Genomic DNA, 21,699 nt, shown 5'->3' on the forward strand with positions numbered 1-21,699 from the left:
GAGCAAAGAGCTTGAATTTTTTAGTGCTTTCCTTAAAACAATTAGTTGAAAAGCCTGTTCCGTCAATTAAATTACAGTTGGGTAAAATTTAAGCAATAAATTTGCCATTCAATATTTTTCATGAGTAAGACAATGCGCCCCCTTGTTGCAGAAACTGATGTTGCCTTGATTGGTGCCGGTATCATGAGTGCCACCTTAGGCATTATTTTAAAAGAACTTAATCCTTCCTTAACCATTCAGATCTTTGAGCGGCTTGATAAACCCGGCACTGAGAGTTCTGACGCTTGGAATAATGCAGGCACAGGTCATGCGGCCTTTTGTGAATTGAACTATACGCCACAAAAACCTGATGGCACTGTTGATATTTCGAAAGCTTTAAAGATTTGTCAAGATTTTGAGATATCGAAAGAGTTTTGGTCTTATCTGGTGCAAAAAAAATACCTTCCCAATCCAAAAGACTTCATCCGGCAAGTGCCACATATCAGTTTTGTTTGGGGTAACGACAATGTCTCGTTTTTGAAAAACCGATACTCGGCTATGCAAAGCAATCCGCTTTTTCGAGACATGCAATATTCGGAAGATCGGGGCGAACTGACGGAATGGATGCCGCTGATTATGAAGAACAGAGATGACCATACAGCATTGGCCGGCACCTTTATGGAAATGGGCACAGACGTAAATTTTGGCGTCCTCACCCGCCAACTGATGGCAAAGTTGGAAAAAATGCCAGAAGTGACCGTTCACTACAATGTTGAAGTGTATGACATCGACCCACACAAAAAGGGAGGCTGGGAAGTAGAAACCAAGAGCATGCTTTCAGGCGAAGAAATTGATTGCCGCGCAAAATTCGTCTTTCTGGGTGCAGGGGGCGCAACACTGCATCTATTGAAGGACGCAGAAATTGATGAACGCAAAGGGTATGGCGGATTTCCTGTAAGCGGGCTCTGGCTCAAGTGCAATAATCAAGATCTGATTAACATGCACCAAGCAAAAGTGTATGGTAAAGCATCAGTTGGTTCTCCACCCATGTCGGTGCCACACGTGGATACACGTGTAATTGAAGGAAAAAAAGAATTGCTCTTTGGTCCATTTGCAGGATTTTCCACCAAGTTTTTAAAATCAGGTTCACGATTGGATTTGGCCAAGTCACTGAGGATAGACAACCTATTGCCCATGATTTCTGCCGGGCTGCGCAATGTGCCGCTGACAAAATATTTGATTGAACAATTGAGGTTAACACCCGAAGATCGATTGAAGATCCTTCAAGAATATGTGCCTCTTGCCAAGCTAGCAGATTGGGAACTGAAGGAAGCTGGGCAACGTGTGCAGGTGATCAAAAAAGATGAAGGCTATAAAGGGAAATTGGAATTTGGTACGGAGGCAGTGGTAGCCGCTGATGGAAGTGTTGCTGCCTTGTTGGGCGCCTCCCCTGGTGCATCAACAGCAGCCGCTATCATGTTCAGCATTTTGCCCAAGTGCTTTCCGAAAGAAAGCAAAACCTTGGCCTGGCAAGAAAAACTAAAAGAGATGGTGCCCTCACTTGGAGTCACTTTATCAAAAGATGAGAAGTTGGTGGAGGCAACTCGCAAAAGAACAACTAAGGTTTTGGATCTAGGTTGAACTTTGATTTGCTGCTTCGTTGATTTAATTTCCTGATAGCCTTAATGCACATCTTTGAGACAGTATACTTGGAAAAGAGCATTTTCTCATAGATGGTTAAGGCTTTAGAACCCGAGTACTGTAATTCTTTTTTCCTTTTTTTTGTGATATACAACCGCAATTTTTTTTGATTCAAGGAGCTGGTAATTCTTTGTGTTAAAATCGACTCCCTTATTTTGTTCGTCAATTTCAAAATCATCGATAATTTGCTTCCAGGGCTTTTCGGTTTTAAATTCAGTTTTTAATTTGAACCCCTTAGCTTGTGTTGTGTCCCCAAATAGATAGCTATATCTACTTTGGCCAGCTCCTTTGCCAAATTGCTGGCGTAAAGTTGTGGTTACCATGAAAACAGCAAACATTGAGATTGGGTTTGAACCGGCCGCGATGCCTACTCCTTTTTCATCAAAGAAATCGCCAAATGTGATAAGCTTTTCTGATAAATGATCTTCTACTAGAATTGATAACTCAAAACTCTCGTTTCTGTTCATTAGTTTGTAGAGGCTTCCATCCTTAAAGACTTTCATCTCCTTATTGGACCTCCTGTAGATAGGAATTTCTTTAAAGGCATCCATGCGCGCAAACGCCTTCTTATAAATTTCTTTTTTCGATGTTAGATCAAAAATTCGCAATATGTATTCACCAGTTGCCGCGGAAAGAAAATATAATAAATCATTCTTGTCCGACTAAACTAGTCTAAAAAGTCATATTTCCGTAGGGGAATTAGGTCTTAAAATGACGCTTCGTTTTTAGGGGTAGTTGCCTTACGCGATGAACAAAGGAGGGTCGCTGCTTTTTCGCCAAGCGGTATACGTATCTTTGATGAAATCGAACAAGGCAACATAACTCATCAAATGTAGCCGTATCACAGTAATCATATTGGCAAATGATTTTTTAGTCTGTGCTTTTTTGCGGATAACGACCATTAATAGTTGAGCTATGAGCACTGCATACACTTGTATTTTAATCGCATTCTCGCTGTTACCCCAGAAGTAGCGCAGTGGAAAATTTTGTTTGATTTGTTTGAACAAGAGCTCAATCATCCATCTACACTTGTAAATCAAAGCGATTTGCGCACAGGGTAGCGTAAAGTTGTTGGTTATGAAGATGAACACTTTGCCATCATCGGATTTGAAAGTAATCCGTCTGAGTTTTAATCGCAAGGTCTGCTCTGCGGTTTTGTAGCCCACTGTGACGTACTGCTCTTTGAGAACACCCTTTGCATTTTTCCTTTGAGTGTTGTCGATAATTACTTTGGTGACATGGTACACGGCATTGCTTTTCATGCGTGTTACGAACCATACTTTTTGATTTGTCCACTTTACAAATTGATGATACAGGTTATACGCCTTATCAAATACGACAAAGCTATTGGCCGGTAACTTAATGTGGTAGAGGAATTTACGGTCATGTACCTTGGCTTCGGTCATTCTTACAAATTCAGCCACACCTGAAAAGGCATCCATCAAGGCATGCACTTTGATACCACCTTTCTTGCGTGAACCATCCAGCGGATTACGACCAACTCCTCGTAGAATGTCGCTAAACAAGCGGATGGTAGTACTGTCTATGATTTTCAAGTTACGTATACTGAGACCTTTCAACCGGCTGTCCGAGATAAAACTGTGATATTGCTTGAGTAATTTGAAGTAGATCGTTTCAAATACCAGATAACTGCGATTGTTGTTTGCATCGGATAGCGTACTACGAGCGGGAGCCTGATCGAAACCAAGATGTGTCAGCTTTCCTTCGCAGGCCAATATGCCCTCACAAAGCTCCCGAAGGCCATTACAATAACTGAAAACACCGTATAAAAGACTTACCAGATGAACTCGTACTGGGAGACGTTTATAATACCGATTGCTTCGATGTTGCTTGCTGGACTGCTTGATAATATCCGTGGATATGCAAGAAAGTATTTGAGAAAGAATCGGCTGTCCGACAAATTTTTTACCTTTATTCATGGCTATGTGAAGTGTGGTAACTAAACGTAACCATAAAGGGTGACCTTAAAAAGGACGCCCTTTAAAAATTTTAGTCGGACAATAGTGAAAGGTTTACTAGCTTTTTCATTGACGCAAAACTTAAACAATTAAAATTACTGCGCATGGTCGTTAGATCAAAATAATAACAAGCGTCCTTGCAACTTGAAATTGATTGTGATCTAAACGTCCAACGCAAACATCATTTTGCGTGAGCTTTTCTCCACTCAGCACAATTGCAGAACCAGCATCTAGAAACGTTGCCATTATTGTCTCTATCTGTACATACTAAACCTGGTTCATCTTCTGATTTGGGGATTGAGATATTTGCGCTAACTGAGCTTGTTACAGAAAAAAGAACAGCTAAACAAAAGGATAATAATACACTTAACTTTTTCATAAGAATTTAGATTTAATGGTTTAGAAAATTTTTTAACAATAAGTTTCACCATCAAAAAAAATAATTGCGCAACATTTATTTTGATGATCGAAAGTAATGCTCCCCCCCGTTTCCGCAATTTTTTTTTAAAAAAAATATTTTCAGTAGAATTTGAAAAGACCCCAAAATATTATTTCTGGGCATTTACTACGTCTAATAAAAGCACTATGCAAAGCCATTCAAGTCCATGGAGCACTTGGCATTACGGATGATACGCTTCTTTCCTTTTGGTATCGGCACGAGCGCGGGGCCAGAATTTACGATGGGCCGGATGAAGTGCATAAAGTTTCGCTGGCAAAGGCGATTTTGAAAGGGTACGGGATGGAGTAACCAACTTCTCAAAAGACTCTTTGAGCCCGATTTAAAAGTGATGTCATATCTACTTGAATGAATATTCAACACCTGCTCTAAAAAACCTCGCAAACAAAAATTGTTGGCTTTCAGAAAAATAAGTGGGCAAAATGTGTGGTCTGACCAAGAAGGCAAGTTGACCATCTAATACGAGTTTTAAAATAGGGAGTTAGTTAAAAAGTAGTGCCAATTCGTTTTATCTGCTTTATAAATCTGTGGCACTGTATCACTGACAAAATTTCAGTTTGAACCCTTTTGGTACAAAATTCGTATTTAGGAGGAATGTTTTGGAAGTTGACCAAGTGCAGATATGAAAAGGTATTCAACTTTTTCAACGAGACTAACGTCTTATGCCCGCTCAAATTCCATATCAATTAAAATTTAAACAATTGAACAAAAAGAAAAGAGTATGAAGCAGTTTGTTTCTTTGGTGGTTGCTGCCCTGTTGGGTAGCATCCTTACGCTGGTAGCCAACCAGTACTTTAACAATAATCAAAAAGCCAATGTAAAAATCGAACATGTAAATGGAGCCCCCGCCTCGCAGGTGGCCTATCGCATCAATGAAAAGGGTGAGACGGTTGCATTAGATTTTACAGGCACAGCCGAAAAAGTGACCGCAGCGGTAGTGCACATCAAATCATCGCAAAAAGAAAGCGCCATTTCGCGTGAGCGCGATGCCGATGATCCTTTCCGTTTTTTCTTTGGTCCCCAAGGCCCTATGCAACAAGGCCCTAGCCAAAGTTCAGGTTCTGGTGTGATTATCAACAGCGATGGTTATATTGTTACCAATAACCACGTGGTGAAAGATGCCGATGTGGTGGAAGTAACGCTGAGCGATAACCGCTCTTTCAAGGCAGAAGTAATCGGTACAGACCCGGATACGGATTTGGCGGTTATCAAAATCAACCAGAAAAATTTGCCTGCCCTTTCGTTTGTCGATTCAGACAAAGCACGTGTAGGTGAATGGGTGCTGGCCGTAGGCAATCCATTTAATTTGAACTCAACGGTTACGGCTGGTATCATCAGTGCCAAAGGCCGAAACATTAATATCATCAATTCCAACAACCGAGCAAGTAAAAACGGAGAGGTGCCTGCAAGCAGCGCCATAGAATCGTTTATCCAAACAGATGCGGCTATTAACCCCGGCAATAGCGGTGGCGCATTGGTTAACTTAGATGGTGGATTGTTGGGCATCAACACAGCCATTGCAAGTCCTACAGGAGCTTACTCCGGTTACGGCTTTGCAGTTCCTTCGGATATTGTGAGCAAAGTAGTGGAAGATTTATTGGCTTATGGCACGGTGCAGCGGGGCTGGCTGGGCGTACAGGTTCGCAGTGTTGATGGCGAACTTGCAAAACAAGAAGATCTAGACTTAAATGAAGGTGCTTATATTATTGACTTTGGCGGTGCAGACGATAGAAGTGCAGCAAAAGCAGCTGGTGTGAAGCCCGGTGATGTGGTGGTGAAAATAGACGAAGCCCCTATCAAATCAAGCACAGCATTAATCGAATATGTGGGAAGAAAACGCCCAGGCGATAAATTGAATCTAACCATCAACCGCAAAGGAAAATTAGTGACCTTACCCGTTACCCTTAAGAACCGTGCAGGAAATACGGGAACTGTAAAACGTGAAGAAAAAGATGCCGTTGCTTCGTTAGGTATTGAACTAGAAGACATCGACAGCAAAACATTGAAAAAGCTTGACCTTCAGAATGGTGTTCAGGTAAAGTCGTTGGAGAATGGCAGAGTGCGCAAGTACACGGATATGAAGGAAGGGTTTATCATTACACATATTGATAACAATAAGATAAACTCCGTTAAAGAAGCCAGTGCTATATTGAAGTCGAAAAAATCCGGAGAATTGATTACGTTTGAAGGTGTTTACCCCGATTATCCTCGCGAGTACATATTCGCACTACGATATTAACCAAACCCAAATTTAATTATGAGGAGACTGTTTAAAAAAGGCGAGCGCGTGCGCAGCAAGATTGATGGCAAAGTGATGGAGGTGCTACGATACATCAAAGCCAATGTGATTCAAGTAAAATCGTTTGATATAGAAGCCAAAGAAGTTAGAACGGGCATTATTAAAGAAGACAAGCTTAACCGAGCTGCATAAAGGTAAAAAGGCTATCTCAACTGTAGAGATAGCCTTTTTTATTCAGAAGTCTTTGTCAGCTTTTTATAAAGGGTGTTTTTTTGAGAGCAAAAAAATGATGGATGATTTTATGCGGTTAGCCTAGCTAGGTTGTGAGTTAATGCAAGCAATACGATTTCTATTTCGATTTTTTCTAACCCTTTGCTCGCTTTTCAACCGCTCTTCTGCCTTATTGTTTTAACCTCCTCTGGGGATGATTAGTGGCCCCTAATTTCATTTTCTTTTTGCGGATGGCAATCATTTCGTATGTGCAGGTTTGACTTATGGGATTTCCTTTCAAAAAAAACCAGAAATCGTTTTCGGAAAAAATACCGAAAATATAATACGAGAGCTTCCCAACTCTGATAAAGCGTTTTAAACTAAATTAGTTGTGATTTATGAAAAAGCCACTTGATCTACTGATTATCGGAGCCGGCCCTATTGGTTTAGCCTGTGGAATAGAAGCAAAAAAAGCAAGGCTTTCCTATGTTATTGTTGAAAAAGAAATGTTGGTCAATTCGCTCTACAACTATCCTAACAATATGCTTTTTTTCTCTACTTCCGAAAAGTTGGAAATCGGCAATGTGCCCTTCATTTCCAATAATCCTAAACCAACTCGGGCAGAGGCACTCGAATACTATAGAAGGGTTTGCACAAGTTGGGATTTGAATGTGAAGCTCTACGAGAAAATCGAAAGCATTTCTAAAGTTGAAAATCAGTTTGTCGTTCGCTCCAACAAAAATGAATATCTGGCGAAAGCAGTGGTGTTAGCATTGGGATTTTACGATCTGCCTTATTTGCTCAATGTGCCGGGAGAAGATTTGCCGAAGGTGAAACATTACTACGATGAACCGCATCCCTATTTCAAACAAAAAGTAATCGTAGTGGGCGCGGCCAACTCTGCCGTAGATGTGGCGCTTGAAACATGGCGGAAAGGTGCGGAGGTAACGATGGTAGTGCGCGAACCCACTATCCGCGAAAGCGTCAAGTATTGGGTGAAGCCCGATATCGAAAACCGAATCAAAGAAGGTTCTATCAAAGCATTTTTCAATTCTGAGATTTTGGAGATCACGCTCTCCCACGTAAAGATCCAAACACGTGATGGTCAACTTACTTTAGAAAATGATTTTGTTTTGGCAATGACGGGCTACCAACCTCCTTTTGAATTTATGAAATCTGTTGGCGTTGAATTTCAACATGACGAATACCATACACCAATCTTTAATCCCGAAACGATGGAAAGTAATGTTCCGAATTTATACTTAGCAGGTGTGGTATGTGGTGGATTGAAAACGAACAAATGGTTTATTGAAAACTCAAGGGTGCATGCGGAGATGATTATTCGGGGCTTAGGTATTGGGTCGTTCAAGTCCTAACATCCTAATACCCAATTTCAACGCTTGCCCCAACATAAAAATTCCTCCCCGCAGCCGCGTTGTAATATCTTCCCCCTACCGCATTCAAGTCATTTCCTAAACTGTACCTCTGGTCGGTAGCATTATCGATGCCTAGCCAAACATCAAACGGAAAATTTTTTGCCTGAGACGAATACCCCACACGACTGCCTACAATGAAATACGATGAAGCAAAATCGGTGTTGGCATCGTTGAGGGGAATGGCATCTACGTAATTGAAGGTGGTGTTGATGTAAAATCCAATTTTTGATTTCAAGTCAACTCCTGAAACCAACATATTCGGAGAAACGCCTGTTAAACTTTTGTAGGAAAAGTCTTGTTGATTTTTGATGTATCGATTGAACGTAAAGTTATTGCGTGTATAGCTCGTCCAAATTTTGAGATATGAAATCAAGGGGGATGAAAATAGTTTTGAGTAACTCAGCATTACCTCCGCTCCCAATTGAGAGGTGCCCCCAGCATTCACAAAAAAATCGGCATTGCTGATTTGCCGTTGCACTACTATTGTTTCATTCAGTTGCAACGAATACAAGGCAACATCAAATGAAAAGTTTTTGAAAAAAATGCCTCTCGCTCCTATTTCGTAATTAATGCCTGTCTCGGCTCGCAAGCTATCGTTGTAGGTGTTGGTAGACGGACGAACTTCAGCTAACGTAGGCGGAGAAAACCCTTTGCTGATGCTTCCATAAACAGAAATCTTTTCGCTGAGTTTTTTCAACAAGGCCACACGAGGAATTAGCACAGGGTCAAAATTTCTGGTTTGTTGAATGGCTGGTGCGACTGAAGTGCGATTGAATTGATAAGAGAGAAAATTACTGCTTGCCCCCACTGTCAAATAAAATTCCTTTGGCAAATCCAATTCTGCTTGAGCGAACAACAACGCGAGCGATGATTTCAACTCATCGCTAGACTGCAGATTGCCCGCTACACCTTGCAGATTATCATAGTTTTTGATAGGCGAATTGAAGAACTGGAACTCACCACCGAAAGTAAGTTTTCCCTTTAAAAAATCCGAATGATTAAACTGATATTGATTCTCCATTCTTCCACCCCAATTGGTTTCATTTCTTATTTCGTAATTGGCAATTGCGGGATTTTTGAAATCGGTAGCGGAGCCAAACATTCCAAATTTAGTCGACCAAGCAGCACTCCACTGATGGTCGAGCATCAAACCAGAATAAAAAGTTTTGTTGTAAACGGCCGCTTTTTGTTCAACAGCACTTGGTAATGTGTCTGACGGGGTAACTACTACTTGGCGTGCCTGCCGCGGGTCTTGGTCGTATTGCGCTTTTGTTAATGCCCCTGGGGTTTGGTAAAACAAATCAGTATAGAAAGAAGTGGAGCGTAAAATGGTTTTGTTACTGAGCTGAAATTGTAAATCCAAATTCAAGGCATCGCGCTTCATGGCGGTTTGTTGTCGATAGCCATCCGATTGTTGATGTGCATAGCCAACAGTTGCTTTTACTTTTCCTTGTGTTGCCTGTGCCTTTAACTGATAGCGTTGCAAACCATAACTTCCGGCCATAGCCGAAAACTGTATTTCATTTTTTGAAACACTGGGCGAATTCAACAACAACACACCGCCCATGCCCGCACCATACAAACTACCGCTCGGGCCTTTTATTACTTCTAGTTGATTAATCGAATTGAAGTCGAGCAAATTCAGATACGTGTTGCCCCCACCGTCTGTCATGGGCAAACCGTTCCAATAAAATTTTACATTGCGCACCCCAAAAGGCGACCGCAACGAACTGCCGCGAATGGCCAACCGAAAACTTCCGGGAGAACGCTCTTCCATGCGAACACCGGGAATGGTATTGAGTGCAGGCAAAAACGAAGTGTTGCTAAATCGGTTCAAATCTTTCGACTCAATCACGGCCACCGATGCCGCCACTTCCTGCAAAGGTTTTTCGTAGGCGAAGGCTTTGATGATGACTTGGTCGAGGAGTTTGGTAGAATCGGTTTGGGTAAAGGCATAGCACGCAAAAAAAACAAAAAAAACGCTTGTACTAAAAACCCTTTTCATCCGATTTGCCCTTGGTGTCTTTATGCCTTCGTGGTAAAAACTTCACACCAATTCGCAAAGAACGTAAAGTTGATACTATCTCAAATTCTTTTTTCTATCTTTACATCGTGAAACAACTCATAGCCGCTTTATTTCTTTTCACCTACATCAGCTCTACCACGGAGTTTCATGAAGCGCTGCGCCTACCTCTTTTGTTCGAGCACTATGCCGAGCACAAAACAAAAGTAAACGACTTAACTTTTTGGGAATTCCTCACCATGCACTACAAAACCGATGTAGCACACGATGACCACGACAACCAACTTCCCTTCAAAGTGCCGGGCCATGAATTTACGGCCTCCATCGTAGCACTGCCCGCACCAAAAGTTTCACTTATCGAATCTACGCTTTCAATAAAAGTTACACATACGTCTTCTTATCGCGAAGCGCATTTCGAATCGCAGCTTCAAGATATTTTTCAGCCTCCGAGGATTTAGATTTGAGTCCTGACGCTACCGTCATGATAAGATTTTGAGTAGCAAGATGGTTGCTTCAAGTTCGAATCACCACTGGCAAAATCTAACATCTAATATCTTAAATCTAACATCTGTTCAATGCTCAACAGCATCATTTCATTTTCTATTCGCAATAAAATTGTGATTGGCATGCTCACCATCGGCTTGGTGGTGTGGGGCAGTTACTCGCTCACTCAATTGCCCATCGATGCCGTGCCTGACATCACCAACAATCAAGTGCAGATACTTACCATATCGCCTTCGTTGGCTGCACCCGAAATTGAGCGGCTCGTTACGTTTCCCGTAGAGCAAACCATGTCCACCATTCCGGGCATCACCGAAATGCGTTCGTTCTCACGCTTTGGCTTGTCTGTCGTTACCATTGTATTCACCGAAAGCACCGATGTGTATTGGGCACGTCAGCAAGTAAACGAACGACTGACGAAGGCTAAAGAGTTGATTCCTAAAGGTTCGGGCAGCCCAGAACTCGCTCCGGTTTCTACGGGCTTAAGTGAAATTTATCAATACATCTTACGGCCCAAAAAAGGGTACGAATCGAAATACAATGCCATGGAATTGCGCACCGTTCAAGATTGGATCGTGCGCAGGCAATTGCTCGGCACCGAAGGCGTGGCAGACGTAAGTAGTTGGGGAGGCTATCTCAAGCAATACGAAATCGCGCTAAGCCCCGAAAAGCTGCGCGGCATGAACGTGAGCATCTCTGAAATTTTTCAAGCACTCGAAAAAAACAATCAGAACACGGGCGGTGCTTACATCGATAAAAAACCGTACGCTTACTTTATTCGCAGCGAAGGGTTAGTAAATGGATTGGAAGACTTGGAAAAAATTGTGGTGAAAAATACCCCCACGGGTTTGCCCATTCTGATTCGCGATGTAGCCACGGTGCAGTTTGGTCATGCGATCCGCTATGGCGCCATTACGTACAACGATGAAGGCGAAGTAGTAGGTGCAGTGGTGTTGATGTTGAAAGGTGCCAACTCATCGTTGGTGATTGAAAAAGTAAAAGAGCGCATCGAGCAAATCAAAACCACCTTGCCCGAAGGTGTAGAAATTGAGCCCTACCTCGATCAGAACCAAACTCGTGAACAACGCCATCAGCACGGTTACCAAAAACTTAGCAGAAGGTGCGCTGATTGTGATTTTTGTATTGGTGCTTTTGTTGGGGAATTTGAGAGCAGGACTTATTGTCGCTTCCGTTATTCCGCTCGCCATGCTCTTCGCGATTACATTGATGAATTTATTTGGTGTATCGGGCAACTTGATGAGCCTTGGTGCCATTGATTTTGGTTTGATTGTAGATGGGGCCGTGATTATTGTAGAGGCCATCATGCACCATTTACAAATCCGAAATCTTTCTACCCGTTTATCGCAAACCGAAATGGACGATGAAGTGTATGAATCGGCTACGCGCATCCGCAGCAGTGCAGCCTTTGGCGAAATCATCATCTTGATTGTGTACATTCCTATTTTAACATTGGTGGGCATCGAAGGAAAAATGTTTCGCCCCATGGCGCAGACCGTTTCATTTGCCATACTCGGAGCATTAGTCCTTTCGCTCACCTACGTGCCCATGATGTCTGCATTGTTCCTGAGCAGAAATCCGCTTCCGAAAGAAACCATCTCTGATAAAGTCATTCGCAAACTACACCGCTGGTATGCGCCAGTACTTGCGGCCAGTTTAAAAAAACGGGCAGTGATTGTGGCCTGTTCCATTGTTGCTTTCGCGATAAGCTTCATCATTTTTTTAAACCTTGGCGGTGAATTTATCCCCACACTTGATGAAGGAGACTTCGCTGTGGAGACGCGCATTCTTACTGGAAGTTCGCTCTCACAAATGACAGAGACTGTTCAAAAGAGTTCGCGTGTATTGTTAGACAATTTTCCGGAAGTAAAAAAAGTGGTGGGAAAAATTGGCACTTCAGAAATCCCCACCGACCCAATGCCTATTGAAAATGGCGACTTGCTCATCGTACTCAAAGATAGGGCCGAATGGACAAGTGCGGCTTCGCGCGATGAACTGGCCGAAAAAATGGCCACGAAGCTTCAAGAAGAAATGCCGGGTGTATTATTTGGATTTCAGCAGCCGATTCAAATGCGCTTTAATGAATTGATGACGGGTGCGCGGCAAGATGTGGTGTTAAAAATTTATGGCGAAGACTTAAATCTGCTGGCCAGTTATGCCGACCAGGTGGGAAAAATTGCCAGAAAAGTAGAAGGCGCAAATGATGTGTACGTGGAGCCGATTGGCGGATTGCCGCAGTTCATGGTTACGTTCGATCGAAATAAGCTGGCGCAATTTGGATTGAGCATAGAAGAAGTGAACCGCGTATTGCGCACCGGCTTTGCGGGCGAAACAGCCGGAGTGGTATATGAAAATGAAAAACGATTTGATTTGGTCGTTCGCTTACAAGCGCAAGACCGAATCGGTATCGAGAATATCAAAAATCTATATGTCACCACAGCCGAAGGAAAGCAAATCCCGCTCGAACAATTGGCACGAATTGAATTGAAAGAAGGGGCCAACCAAATTCAGCGCGATGATGCCAAACGAAGAATAGCGGTTGGCTTTAACATTCGTGGCCGCGATGTGGAAAGTATTGTAAGAGAAATGAAAGAAAAAATTTCGCGCGAAGTAAAATTTGAACCAGGGTACTTTGTGTCCTTCGGGGGTTCATTTAAAAATTTGGAGGAAGCCAAGCAACGGTTGCTGGTGGCGGTGCCAGTCGCACTATTATTGATTTTGGGTTTGCTCTATTTTACGTTTCATTCCCTCAAGCAAGGCTTAATGATTTTTACGGCCATCCCACTATCTGCCATCGGTGGGATTGTTGCCTTGTGGATTCGGGGCATGCCGTTTAGCATTTCGGCAGGAGTCGGTTTTATCGCGCTATTTGGAGTAGCCGTGCTGAATGGCATTGTGCTGATTGGCGAATTTAACCGATTGAAAAAATTAGGCGAGCTAAGCATCCATCAAATTGTAATGAAGGGAACGGAAGTACGCTTGCGGCCTGTAATGATGACATCACTTGTAGCATCGCTTGGTTTCTTGCCAATGGCTTTATCGCACGGCTCTGGTGCTGAAGTGCAGCGGCCACTGGCTACCGTGGTGATTGGCGGGTTGATTACAGCCACATTGCTGACCTTGATTGTGTTGCCGATTTTGTATACGTATTTTGAAAAAGATGAAAGTAAAATCACCTCTACCACCTAATTGCATTTTTCTAATAAAAAGTAAATTTTATCTAACAATCAAATCAAGCACTGTATAGCATCTATGTTTCTATATGGTGAAAAAATTAACTACTCATGAAAAAGTTTCTCATTCTAATTCTATCCGTTGTTTCAATTTTCAGTTGCTCCAAAAAATCGGAGCCTGAAACAAAAGCACAAACAACGGCTACTTCCTTGCACGTAGCTTTATCGGAAGAGCAAATTAAAAAAATGGGCATTGAGGTTGGGCAGCCAGTGATGCGCTCGATTAGTGGAGTTATTAAAGCCAACGGCATGCTCGATGTGCCTCCACAAAATTTGGTTTCCATTTCTGCGCCTTTGGGCGGATTTGTGAAGAGGACAGAATTTCTTCAAGGTATGCGCGTGGCAAAAGGGCAAACGGTAGTCGTGCTGGAGCATCCGGATTATATTCAATTGCAAGAAGATTACCTGATGACTAAAAACCAATTGGAATACCTGGAGTTAGAATATAAAAGGCAAGAAGAATTGCAAAATGAAAAAGTGAGTGCAGCCAAAGATTTTCAAATGGCCAAATCCAATTATCAATCAAGCAAAGCAAAGTTGTTGGGATTAAAAGCGAAATTGGAACTCATAAACATTCACCCTTCCGATATTGAAAATGGCGAAATCAAAAGCACCATTTCAATTGCTTCGCCCATCTCTGGTTTCATCAGTCAGGTGAATGTTAACATTGGTATGTATGTAAGCCCCAGCACCATGATGTTTCGGATTGTGGACACCGAACATTTGCATGCAGAGGCACAAGTATTTGAAAAAGATATTCCACAACTTAAAATCGGTCAAAAAGTTTTCTTGCGACTATCCAACGAAACAACAGAACGAGAGGCCACCGTTTATCTGATTGGGAAAGAAATCACGCCCGAGCGAACAGTGCGCGTACATTGTCATTTGGAAAAGGAAGATGCGGCATTGATACCCGGACTGTTTTTTAGTGCCCGCATCGAAACGAGCCAGATACAAGTGAGTACGGTGCCATCCGATGGCATTGTATTGTTCCAAAATAAAAGTTATGTATTTGTTCAAACGCAGCCACTTCAATTTGAAATCGTGGAGATAGAAAAAGGAGTTTCGGAAGGTGGGTTTACGCAAGTAACGTTGACCGAAGCACTAAAGGAAAAACAAATTGTGTTGAAGGGAGCCTACCATTTGGTGAGTATCTTACGGAATTCAGAAGAAGAGTAAAGTTTCGAAAAACTTGACATTTTTACATTTTAATGTTAAATATTTTTTACATTTATATCAAAAAATGTAAATATTATTTTACATTATGAAAAAAACAAAAGACTAGTATTGCCCAAAATTGAGAGTATTCTCAAAGAAATTGGCGCAAATATCAAGCTAGCAAGGCTCCGAAGAAAGTTGAGTGCAGAACAAGTAGCCGAAAGAGCGAATATCAGTCGCCCTACTTTACAGAGTATTGAAAATGGCAGCGCAGGTGCAGCCATGGGTGCTTATGCACACGTGTTGTTTGTTCTTGGATTAGAGAAAGACTTGCTGAAATTGGCTGGCGAAGACCCGCTGGGCAGAAAATTGCAAGATGCCAATTTGCTTGTGAAAGAAAGAGCGCCTAAGAGGAGGCTGAGTATCAATTAAGAATACCTAAAAAGAAAACTCGATTGGCATGAGTAAAAAGGTATCCATATCAGTAACGAAGAAAACCACTGCAAAAAAAGTAGTAACCAAGATTCCTGCCGTGCCCACTAAGAAGCAGTTAATGATAATGGTTTCATCTACTGTTTATGACTCTGAATCTGATTTAGACCAAATATCAGCCATTTTAGGTCAGCAGTTTGGATATAATGTAATCATGTCGAAAGAAGGAAGTGTTTATGTTTCGATGAAACATGTTGGTGACACGAAGGCGGCATGTTTACAGGCGGTTAAAGACTGTGATTTGTTTTTCGGCATTATTTTTCCCAGATATGGCTCTGGAATTACACATGCAGAATTTTTAGAAGCCAAAAGACTTGACAAACCTATGTGGTTTATTGCACATGAAAAAATTGAATTTTTAAGAAAGCTTCTTCATCCTAAAATGTATACAAAATCTGGGAAACGGAAAAAGTTCGAAATACCCAAAACTACTGTGTTAGATAGCGTAAAAGTAGTTGATATGTATAATGATGTTCGAAAATATTGGGTGCAATCATTCAAAAGTATGGAAGAAGTAAAAAAATTTATTGAAACCCAATTTGGTGATATGAAGAAGCGAATAAGAGAATTGGAAGAGCTTAAACAGCCAAAAAAATGAAAGAAGAACAACTCATAAAAGACCTGATAAAGCAGGGCGAAAGCGAACAGCTTGAATTCAAGGATTCTGTTCGTAAAGATGAAATAGCTAAAGTACTATGCAGTTTTCTAAATGGTAAAGGAGGGCGCATATTGGTAGGATTAAGTGAAGCTGGAAAACCTATGGGTGTCGCTAATGCAGAGAAAAGTGTGGAGCAGTTAAAGATATATTTACTTTCTTCTATTGTTCCTGAAGCACCCATCACTATTAGCGTTGAATCTATTGAAGAAAAAGATTTGATTCTGTTAAAGGTTTATGGTGGTTCAAAGCAACCTTATTTGTTTGATGGCTCTATTTATTTCAGGGTAGCTAATAAAACAGTAAAGGCCACATCACAACAAATTTCTGAATTGATTCACGGTCGTCAAAAATCCGAATTACATTGGGAACGCCAACCTTGCTTAGGTATTGACTTGGTTGATTTAGACCAAAAACTTGTTCTTTCGGTCATTAAAGAATCAAGAGATAACCACAGAGGAAATTTTGAAAAGAGTGATGTGATTGATTTTCTTTCTCATTATGGTTTGTATCAAAATGGTGCATTCACCAATGCCTGCGTGGTGCTATTTGCAAAGACACCAACAAAATATTTACCACAAGTTAGGGTTCGCTTAACGGAATATGGAGAAGGTAAAACTGACAAAGCCTTATTGAGAGATGAAGTATTTGAAGGCAATCTTTTTGCTATCCAGGATAAACTGGAACGTTATATAGAAAACTTGGGCGTTCGTAGCGTATTCGATAAGAACCAATGGAAACGGATAGATTTTAAGTTTCCACCTAAAGCTTTGCAGGAAGGAGTTATTAATGCCTTAATGCATAGAGATTATAGCAGCCGCTCAAGTAATGTTGAAATAAGCATATACCCTGATAGCTTTGTTGTTTCAAACAGTGGTCATCTTCCTGATGATTTAAAAGTAAGTGAGTTAAAGAAAAGCCATCGTTCACATCCTGTCAATCCAGATATAGCTCATATTGTTTTTCTAAAAGGACTGATTGATAAACTTGGTAGGGGAACTATAAAAGTAGTCGAGCTATGTAGAGCAGAAGGTTTAAAAGACCCTGTTTGGAAGGATAGTATTGATGGAGTTACGCTAACATTTAATGGCCCTAAAGCATTAGCTACTAAAAAAGAAACTAGTGTAAATGATGGTCTAAGTGATGGTGTAAGTGATGGTGTAAGTGATGGTGTAAATAGATTGATAGATGATGGTCTAAGTGATGGTGCAATTGATGGTGTAAGTGATGGTGTAAGAGTAGAGATTATAAAGATAGTAGAGCTAATTCTAACAAAGGAAGGTGCTAATGCTTTAGATATTGCTACAAAAAGAGGTAAATCAAAACCTACCACAGAAAGATACCTAAGAACAGCCAAAGAAGTAGGGATAATAGAGTTTAAAGGAGCACCTAAAACTGGAGGGTACTATCTGACTAAGAAAATGCAATCAAAAATTAAATGAATAAAGAAGATAAATACAGCAGAACAACTATTGATTGAAAAGAGCAGCAAAAAGATATGACACTCGACTGGCTCCTCATTTTAGGGTTCTTCGCACAAGGCTTGTTTGGGGCGCGGTCGGTGGTGCAATGGTATCTTTCGGAGCGCGAAGGCCGAGTGGTTTCGCCAACCTTGTTTTGGGTATTTAGTTTAACAGGCTCTTCGCTGTTTTTGATTTATGGGTTGCTTCGGCAAGATGTGGTTATTTTAATAGGCCAAACCATTTCATTTTACATCTATGTACGAAACCTACAACTGAAAAAAGTTTGGAGCTATGTTCCCATGCCCATCCAAATTCTACTTTTGCTCATCCCGCCTGCCATTGCATTTTTCTTTTTTAAATCCTTTGAAAAACTTGATTGGACGTTTTCCTTTCACGCGCTTACGTTGTTGGGCATCACCGGGCAGCTCTTGCTCAATTGTCGGTATCTGTACCAGTGGTACTTTTCTGAAAAGGCCCACGAATCCATTTTGCCGTTGGGCTTTTGGGTCATCAGTGCAGTGGCTTCCATTTTTGTGGTGATGTATTCCATCTACAAATCAGAGCCTGTCTTGTTGGTAGCCCAATCACTGGGATTGATTTTCTATGGAAGAAACATCATCCTCTACTTTCGCACGGGGATGTATATTGATTCTAAAACAGCCGTTAAACCCTGACGGTGACAAGCAACTTACTAAAGGTGGCGGCATCTATTCCTAGATAAGAGGCCAGGTACTTGTGAAGAAACTATCGCAAAACCTGTGGACTGCGCGTAAGAAGAGGGGTGAATTTTTTTCAGCGGAAAAAGTTTGGAACTCTATTTGTCTTTCCAAGACTCCACGCAAAGCAATTAGCTTTCAAAATCAATCTTTCAAAATGGGGGTTGCTTTCCATCAATTGCCGCACTTGTAGGTAATTTGTTTTCAGAAAACTTATTTGGGTAAACAACATCTCCCAATCTAATTATCTACAATGTCGCTTTTCTTAAACTTTTCGAAGATATAGAATAGAAAGTTGAAAGAGAGTGCATCATCCTCCTCTTTTTCTAGTTTTGCATCTTTTGGTTTACCTGCTTTGGTGGACTGGTTTTCGCGAATAATGGCAGCAGGGGTGATAAGTGTTTTTGTATCCGGCTCGGCAAGCAGGGTTTTGTCTTCTTCGAGTTTTAACTCCGGGTGGTTGGCATTAAGTTCTTTTAATTCATCGGCTGTTTCAGGATGGTTTTCTTGCGCACGCGCAGAGATCACAAGCAAGCTCAAGAAAGCTGTTAAAAATACTGCGAACACCGAAAAATTCTGCTTCATTATGGTAAAACGTTGAAACGTAGTATCTTACTTTTTAAGTTTAGGAATGCAAAATATAAAATTTTTTGAATGATTTCATGGGATGACTTCGTAAAAATTGATCTTCGTGCGGGGACAATTGTAAAAGCCGAGCCTTTTGAGGGTGCAAAAAAGCCGGCCATTAAGCTCTGGGTCGATTTAGGCCCAGAATTGGGTGTTAAAAAATCAAGTGCGCAAATTACCCAGCATTACCAGCCAGATGACCTCCTGGGCAAACAAGTGGCCTGCGTGGTCAATTTTCCGCCCAAGCAAATCGCCACATTTATTTCCGAAGTACTGGTTACAGGCTTTCCGGATGAACAAGGGTTTGTAGTGCTGACTTCCATTGATAAAAAAGTGCCCAACGGGGCTAGATTGTTCTAAGCCAACATGATGTTTTCTGAACTCGCGAATATTTGTGGTGGACGCTTCCTTCAACTGATCAATGAAAGGCCGGTTAAAACATTGCTGATCGATAGCCGCAAATCCGTAGTGGCTGATGGTTCTGTTTTCTTTGCCATCAAAGGCATTCGGCACGATGGCCATGCGCACCTACATGAACTTTACCACTTGGGCATTCGCCAATTTGTAGTTGAACAAGCCATTGATGTTCATTTGTTCACCGAGGCCAACATCTTGCTGGTCGATTCTTCGATTGATGCGATCCAAAAAATAGCTGCGCACCATCGCTCCACATTTTCCATTCCCATAATTGGGATTACAGGCAGTAATGGAAAAACAGTTATCAAAGAATGGCTGTATCAACTTCTTTCTAACGATCAAAACATTGCCAAAAATCCAGGCAGCTACAACTCGCAAGTAGGCGTTCCCTTATCGGTTTGGCAATTACAATCGCATCATCAGTTAGGGATTTTTGAAGCGGGCATTTCTCAGCGAAGTGAAATGGAAAAGTTAGCCGCCATTATTCAACCAACCATTGGCATTTTCACCAACATTGGCACGGCCCACGATGAAGGGTTTTCAAACCGGCAAGAAAAAATAAATGAAAAGAGCAAGCTGTTCAAAAATGTAAAGGTGCTAATCTATTGTGCCGATCATGCAGAAATTGATAGAGCAATAAAGGGACAAAATATCCCTTCCATTAGCTGGGGGATGAGTTCCTCGGCCGCCATACGATTTCAAGAAATAGAAGGAGGCGTTCATGTCAACTACCAAAATCTTTCTTTTGAACTGAAGTGGCCATTTCGCGATAAGGCTTCGATTGAAAACGCCTCGCATTGTGTAGCGGTGATGTTGTATTTGGGCTATTCACCCTCCATTCTTCAAGAGCGGTTGCTCACCTTGCAGTCGGTGGCCATGCGGTTGGAATTAAAACAAGGTATCAACCATTGCCAACTCATTGATGATACCTACAACAATGATTTGGCCGGGTTGCGCATCAGTCTAGATTTTTTAGCCAGTCAACAAAAGAAAAAGAAAACACTAATCCTTTCCGATGTTTTGCAATCGGGGTTGCCTGACGAGGTGTTGGTAAAAAGCATCTATGAGTTAGTGAAACAAGTTCATATAACACGGTTCATAGGCATTGGTCGATTACTGTATGGTCATCAATCTGTGTTTAGTGACTTGAATGCCAGGTTTTATCAAAGCACGGCTGACTTTTTGAAGTCAAATACGTGGGAAGATTTTGATAATGAATTGGTATTGATAAAGGGAGCCCGTGTTTTTCGGTTCGAACAAATTGTACAACTACTTCAACGCAAGATACATGGTACCGTAATGGAAATTGACTTGAACAAGATGGTTCATAACCTAAATTTTTTCAAGTCGAGACTCCAACCAAAAGTAAAATTGATGGCGATGGTAAAGGCGTTTGCCTATGGAAGTGGTAGCGAAGAAGTGGCCAATCTGCTGCAATACCATCAAGTAGATTACTTGGGTGTGGCCTATTCAGATGAAGGTGTGGAGTTGCGTAAAAACAATATTGCTTTGCCCATTATGGTCATGAACCCTGCCGAAGAAAACTTTCAGTCGTTACTCAGTTATGGATTAGAGCCTGTAGTTTACAATTTAAAAATGCTTCAGGCGCTCGTTCGGTTTGTTGAAAATTCGCCCGTTACCATTCACATCGAAGTTGACACGGGTATGCACCGTTTGGGTTTTGATGAAAGCGAGTTAGGTGAAATTGTTTCGTTACTAAAAGATAAGCCTACGATCAAAATTGCCTCCGTCTTCTCGCATTTGGCTGGGGCCGATGAAGCTGTACATGATGGGTTTTCGGCTGAGCAGTTTTCACGTTATCAATATTTTTACCAAACGCTTTCGCAATCGCTACATGCAAAACCCCTTCGGCACATTCTTAATTCGCCAGGAATTTTGCGCTTACCCGATTTTCAAATGGACATGGTGCGATTGGGCATTGGCTTATATGGAGTAAACCCTACTGACGATAAATTTGACCAACTGCAACCGGTGGCTACCCTGAAAACAATCATCTCGCAAATCAAAAAAATAAAAAAGGGCGAAACCATTGGCTACGGAAGAAAAGGAGTAGCTGAAAAAGATTTACAACTTGCTACCATCGCCATTGGCTATGCCGATGGGTTTAGCCGTGGGTTTAGCAAAGGCAAAGGTGTGGTGTTGATTAAAGGCAAACGTGCACGGGTGGTGGGCAATGTGTGCATGGACATGACGATGGTTGATGTGACGGACATTGATGCACACGAAGGAGACGAAGTACTTATTTTTGGCGAAGATTTGCCGATACATGAAGTAGCCGAGCGGTTAGGCACCATTCCATACGAAATTTTAACCAATACCAGCGAGCGGGTGAAACGCGTGTTTTTTGCCGAGGGTATTTGATGGAGTTAAAATC

General features: G+C 41.7%; 16 protein-coding genes and 2 pseudogenes. 14 read left to right on the top strand and 4 right to left on the bottom strand.

Going from position 1 to position 21,699, the window contains the following annotated elements:
* Positions 1-120 precede the first annotated feature (120 nt).
* The gene (mqo, locus tag KA713_15065; GenBank protein UXE65775.1) at positions 121-1,620 is read left to right on the top strand and encodes a malate dehydrogenase (quinone); all 1,500 of its coding nucleotides are present in this window, start codon (positions 121-123) and stop codon (positions 1,618-1,620) included.
* 104 nt (positions 1,621-1,724) lie between these two features.
* On the opposite strand, the gene KA713_15070 is transcribed toward mqo, so the two are convergent.
* Both KA713_15070 and KA713_15075 read right to left on the bottom strand, forming a co-directional pair.
* The gene (locus KA713_15070) at positions 1,725-2,288 is read right to left on the bottom strand and encodes a hypothetical protein (protein UXE65776.1); all 564 of its coding nucleotides are present in this window, start codon (positions 2,286-2,288) and stop codon (positions 1,725-1,727) included.
* Between the two features lie 132 nt (positions 2,289-2,420).
* The gene (locus KA713_15075; GenBank protein UXE65777.1) at positions 2,421-3,620 is read right to left on the bottom strand and encodes an IS4 family transposase; all 1,200 of its coding nucleotides are present in this window, start codon (positions 3,618-3,620) and stop codon (positions 2,421-2,423) included.
* 610 nt (positions 3,621-4,230) lie between these two features.
* Between KA713_15075 and KA713_15080 the strand changes: the two are divergent.
* From KA713_15080 to KA713_15095, 4 genes and pseudogenes are all read left to right on the top strand, one after another.
* A pseudogene (locus tag KA713_15080) lies at positions 4,231-4,407 on the top strand (acyl-CoA dehydrogenase).
* Positions 4,408-4,837: 430 nt separating this feature from the next.
* Positions 4,838-6,355 carry a Do family serine endopeptidase gene (locus KA713_15085; GenBank protein UXE65778.1) on the top strand — a complete coding sequence of 506 codons (1,518 nt, stop codon included), beginning with the start codon at positions 4,838-4,840 and terminating at the stop codon, positions 6,353-6,355.
* 18 nt (positions 6,356-6,373) lie between these two features.
* Entirely contained in the window at positions 6,374-6,547 is a 174-nt protein-coding gene (locus KA713_15090) for a hypothetical protein (protein UXE65779.1), read from the top strand.
* A gap of 416 nt (positions 6,548-6,963) precedes the next feature.
* A complete protein-coding gene (locus KA713_15095) occupies positions 6,964-7,941 on the top strand; it encodes a YpdA family putative bacillithiol disulfide reductase (protein ID UXE65780.1) in 978 nt (325 codons plus the stop codon).
* A 4-nt stretch (positions 7,942-7,945) separates the two neighbouring features.
* Here the strand turns inward: KA713_15095 and KA713_15100 are convergent, their stop codons facing one another.
* Positions 7,946-10,006 (bottom strand): TonB-dependent receptor, encoded by a 2,061-nt coding sequence (locus KA713_15100; protein ID UXE65781.1) that lies wholly within the window; start codon positions 10,004-10,006, stop codon positions 7,946-7,948.
* Between the two features lie 107 nt (positions 10,007-10,113).
* Between KA713_15100 and KA713_15105 the strand changes: the two genes are divergently transcribed.
* From KA713_15105 to KA713_15135, 7 genes and pseudogenes are all read left to right on the top strand, one after another.
* On the top strand, positions 10,114-10,482 hold the full coding sequence (locus KA713_15105) for a hypothetical protein (protein ID UXE65782.1): 369 nt from the start codon (positions 10,114-10,116) through the stop codon (positions 10,480-10,482).
* Between the two features lie 117 nt (positions 10,483-10,599).
* Positions 10,600-13,732 (top strand): annotated as a pseudogene (locus tag KA713_15110) (efflux RND transporter permease subunit).
* Between the two features lie 95 nt (positions 13,733-13,827).
* Complete coding sequence (locus KA713_15115) at positions 13,828-14,955, top strand: efflux RND transporter periplasmic adaptor subunit (protein UXE65783.1); 1,128 nt, start codon at positions 13,828-13,830, stop codon at positions 14,953-14,955.
* 75 nt (positions 14,956-15,030) lie between these two features.
* Complete coding sequence (locus KA713_15120) at positions 15,031-15,366, top strand: helix-turn-helix transcriptional regulator (protein ID UXE69151.1); 336 nt, start codon at positions 15,031-15,033, stop codon at positions 15,364-15,366.
* Positions 15,367-15,394: 28 nt separating this feature from the next.
* On the top strand, positions 15,395-16,024 hold the full coding sequence (locus KA713_15125; GenBank protein ID UXE65784.1) for a DUF4062 domain-containing protein: 630 nt from the start codon (positions 15,395-15,397) through the stop codon (positions 16,022-16,024).
* A complete protein-coding gene (locus KA713_15130; GenBank protein UXE65785.1) occupies positions 16,021-17,523 on the top strand; it encodes a putative DNA binding domain-containing protein in 1,503 nt (500 codons plus the stop codon). Before KA713_15125 ends, KA713_15130 begins: the two co-directional genes overlap by 4 nt.
* A gap of 56 nt (positions 17,524-17,579) precedes the next feature.
* A complete protein-coding gene (locus tag KA713_15135; GenBank protein ID UXE65786.1) occupies positions 17,580-18,218 on the top strand; it encodes a lipid-A-disaccharide synthase N-terminal domain-containing protein in 639 nt (212 codons plus the stop codon).
* 282 nt (positions 18,219-18,500) lie between these two features.
* Here the strand turns inward: KA713_15135 and KA713_15140 are convergent, their stop codons facing one another.
* The gene (locus tag KA713_15140) at positions 18,501-18,845 is read right to left on the bottom strand and encodes a hypothetical protein (protein ID UXE65787.1); all 345 of its coding nucleotides are present in this window, start codon (positions 18,843-18,845) and stop codon (positions 18,501-18,503) included.
* A 69-nt stretch (positions 18,846-18,914) separates the two neighbouring features.
* Between KA713_15140 and KA713_15145 the strand changes: the two genes are divergently transcribed.
* Positions 18,915-19,247 (top strand): tRNA-binding protein, encoded by a 333-nt coding sequence (locus KA713_15145; GenBank protein UXE65788.1) that lies wholly within the window; start codon positions 18,915-18,917, stop codon positions 19,245-19,247.
* A gap of 6 nt (positions 19,248-19,253) precedes the next feature.
* Entirely contained in the window at positions 19,254-21,686 is a 2,433-nt protein-coding gene (locus KA713_15150) for a bifunctional UDP-N-acetylmuramoyl-tripeptide:D-alanyl-D-alanine ligase/alanine racemase (protein ID UXE65789.1), read from the top strand.
* Positions 21,687-21,699: the final 13 nt, after the last annotated feature.

This window comes from Chryseotalea sp. WA131a (genome assembly GCA_025370075.1).
Classification (GTDB): Bacteria; Bacteroidota; Bacteroidia; order Cytophagales; family Cyclobacteriaceae; genus ELB16-189.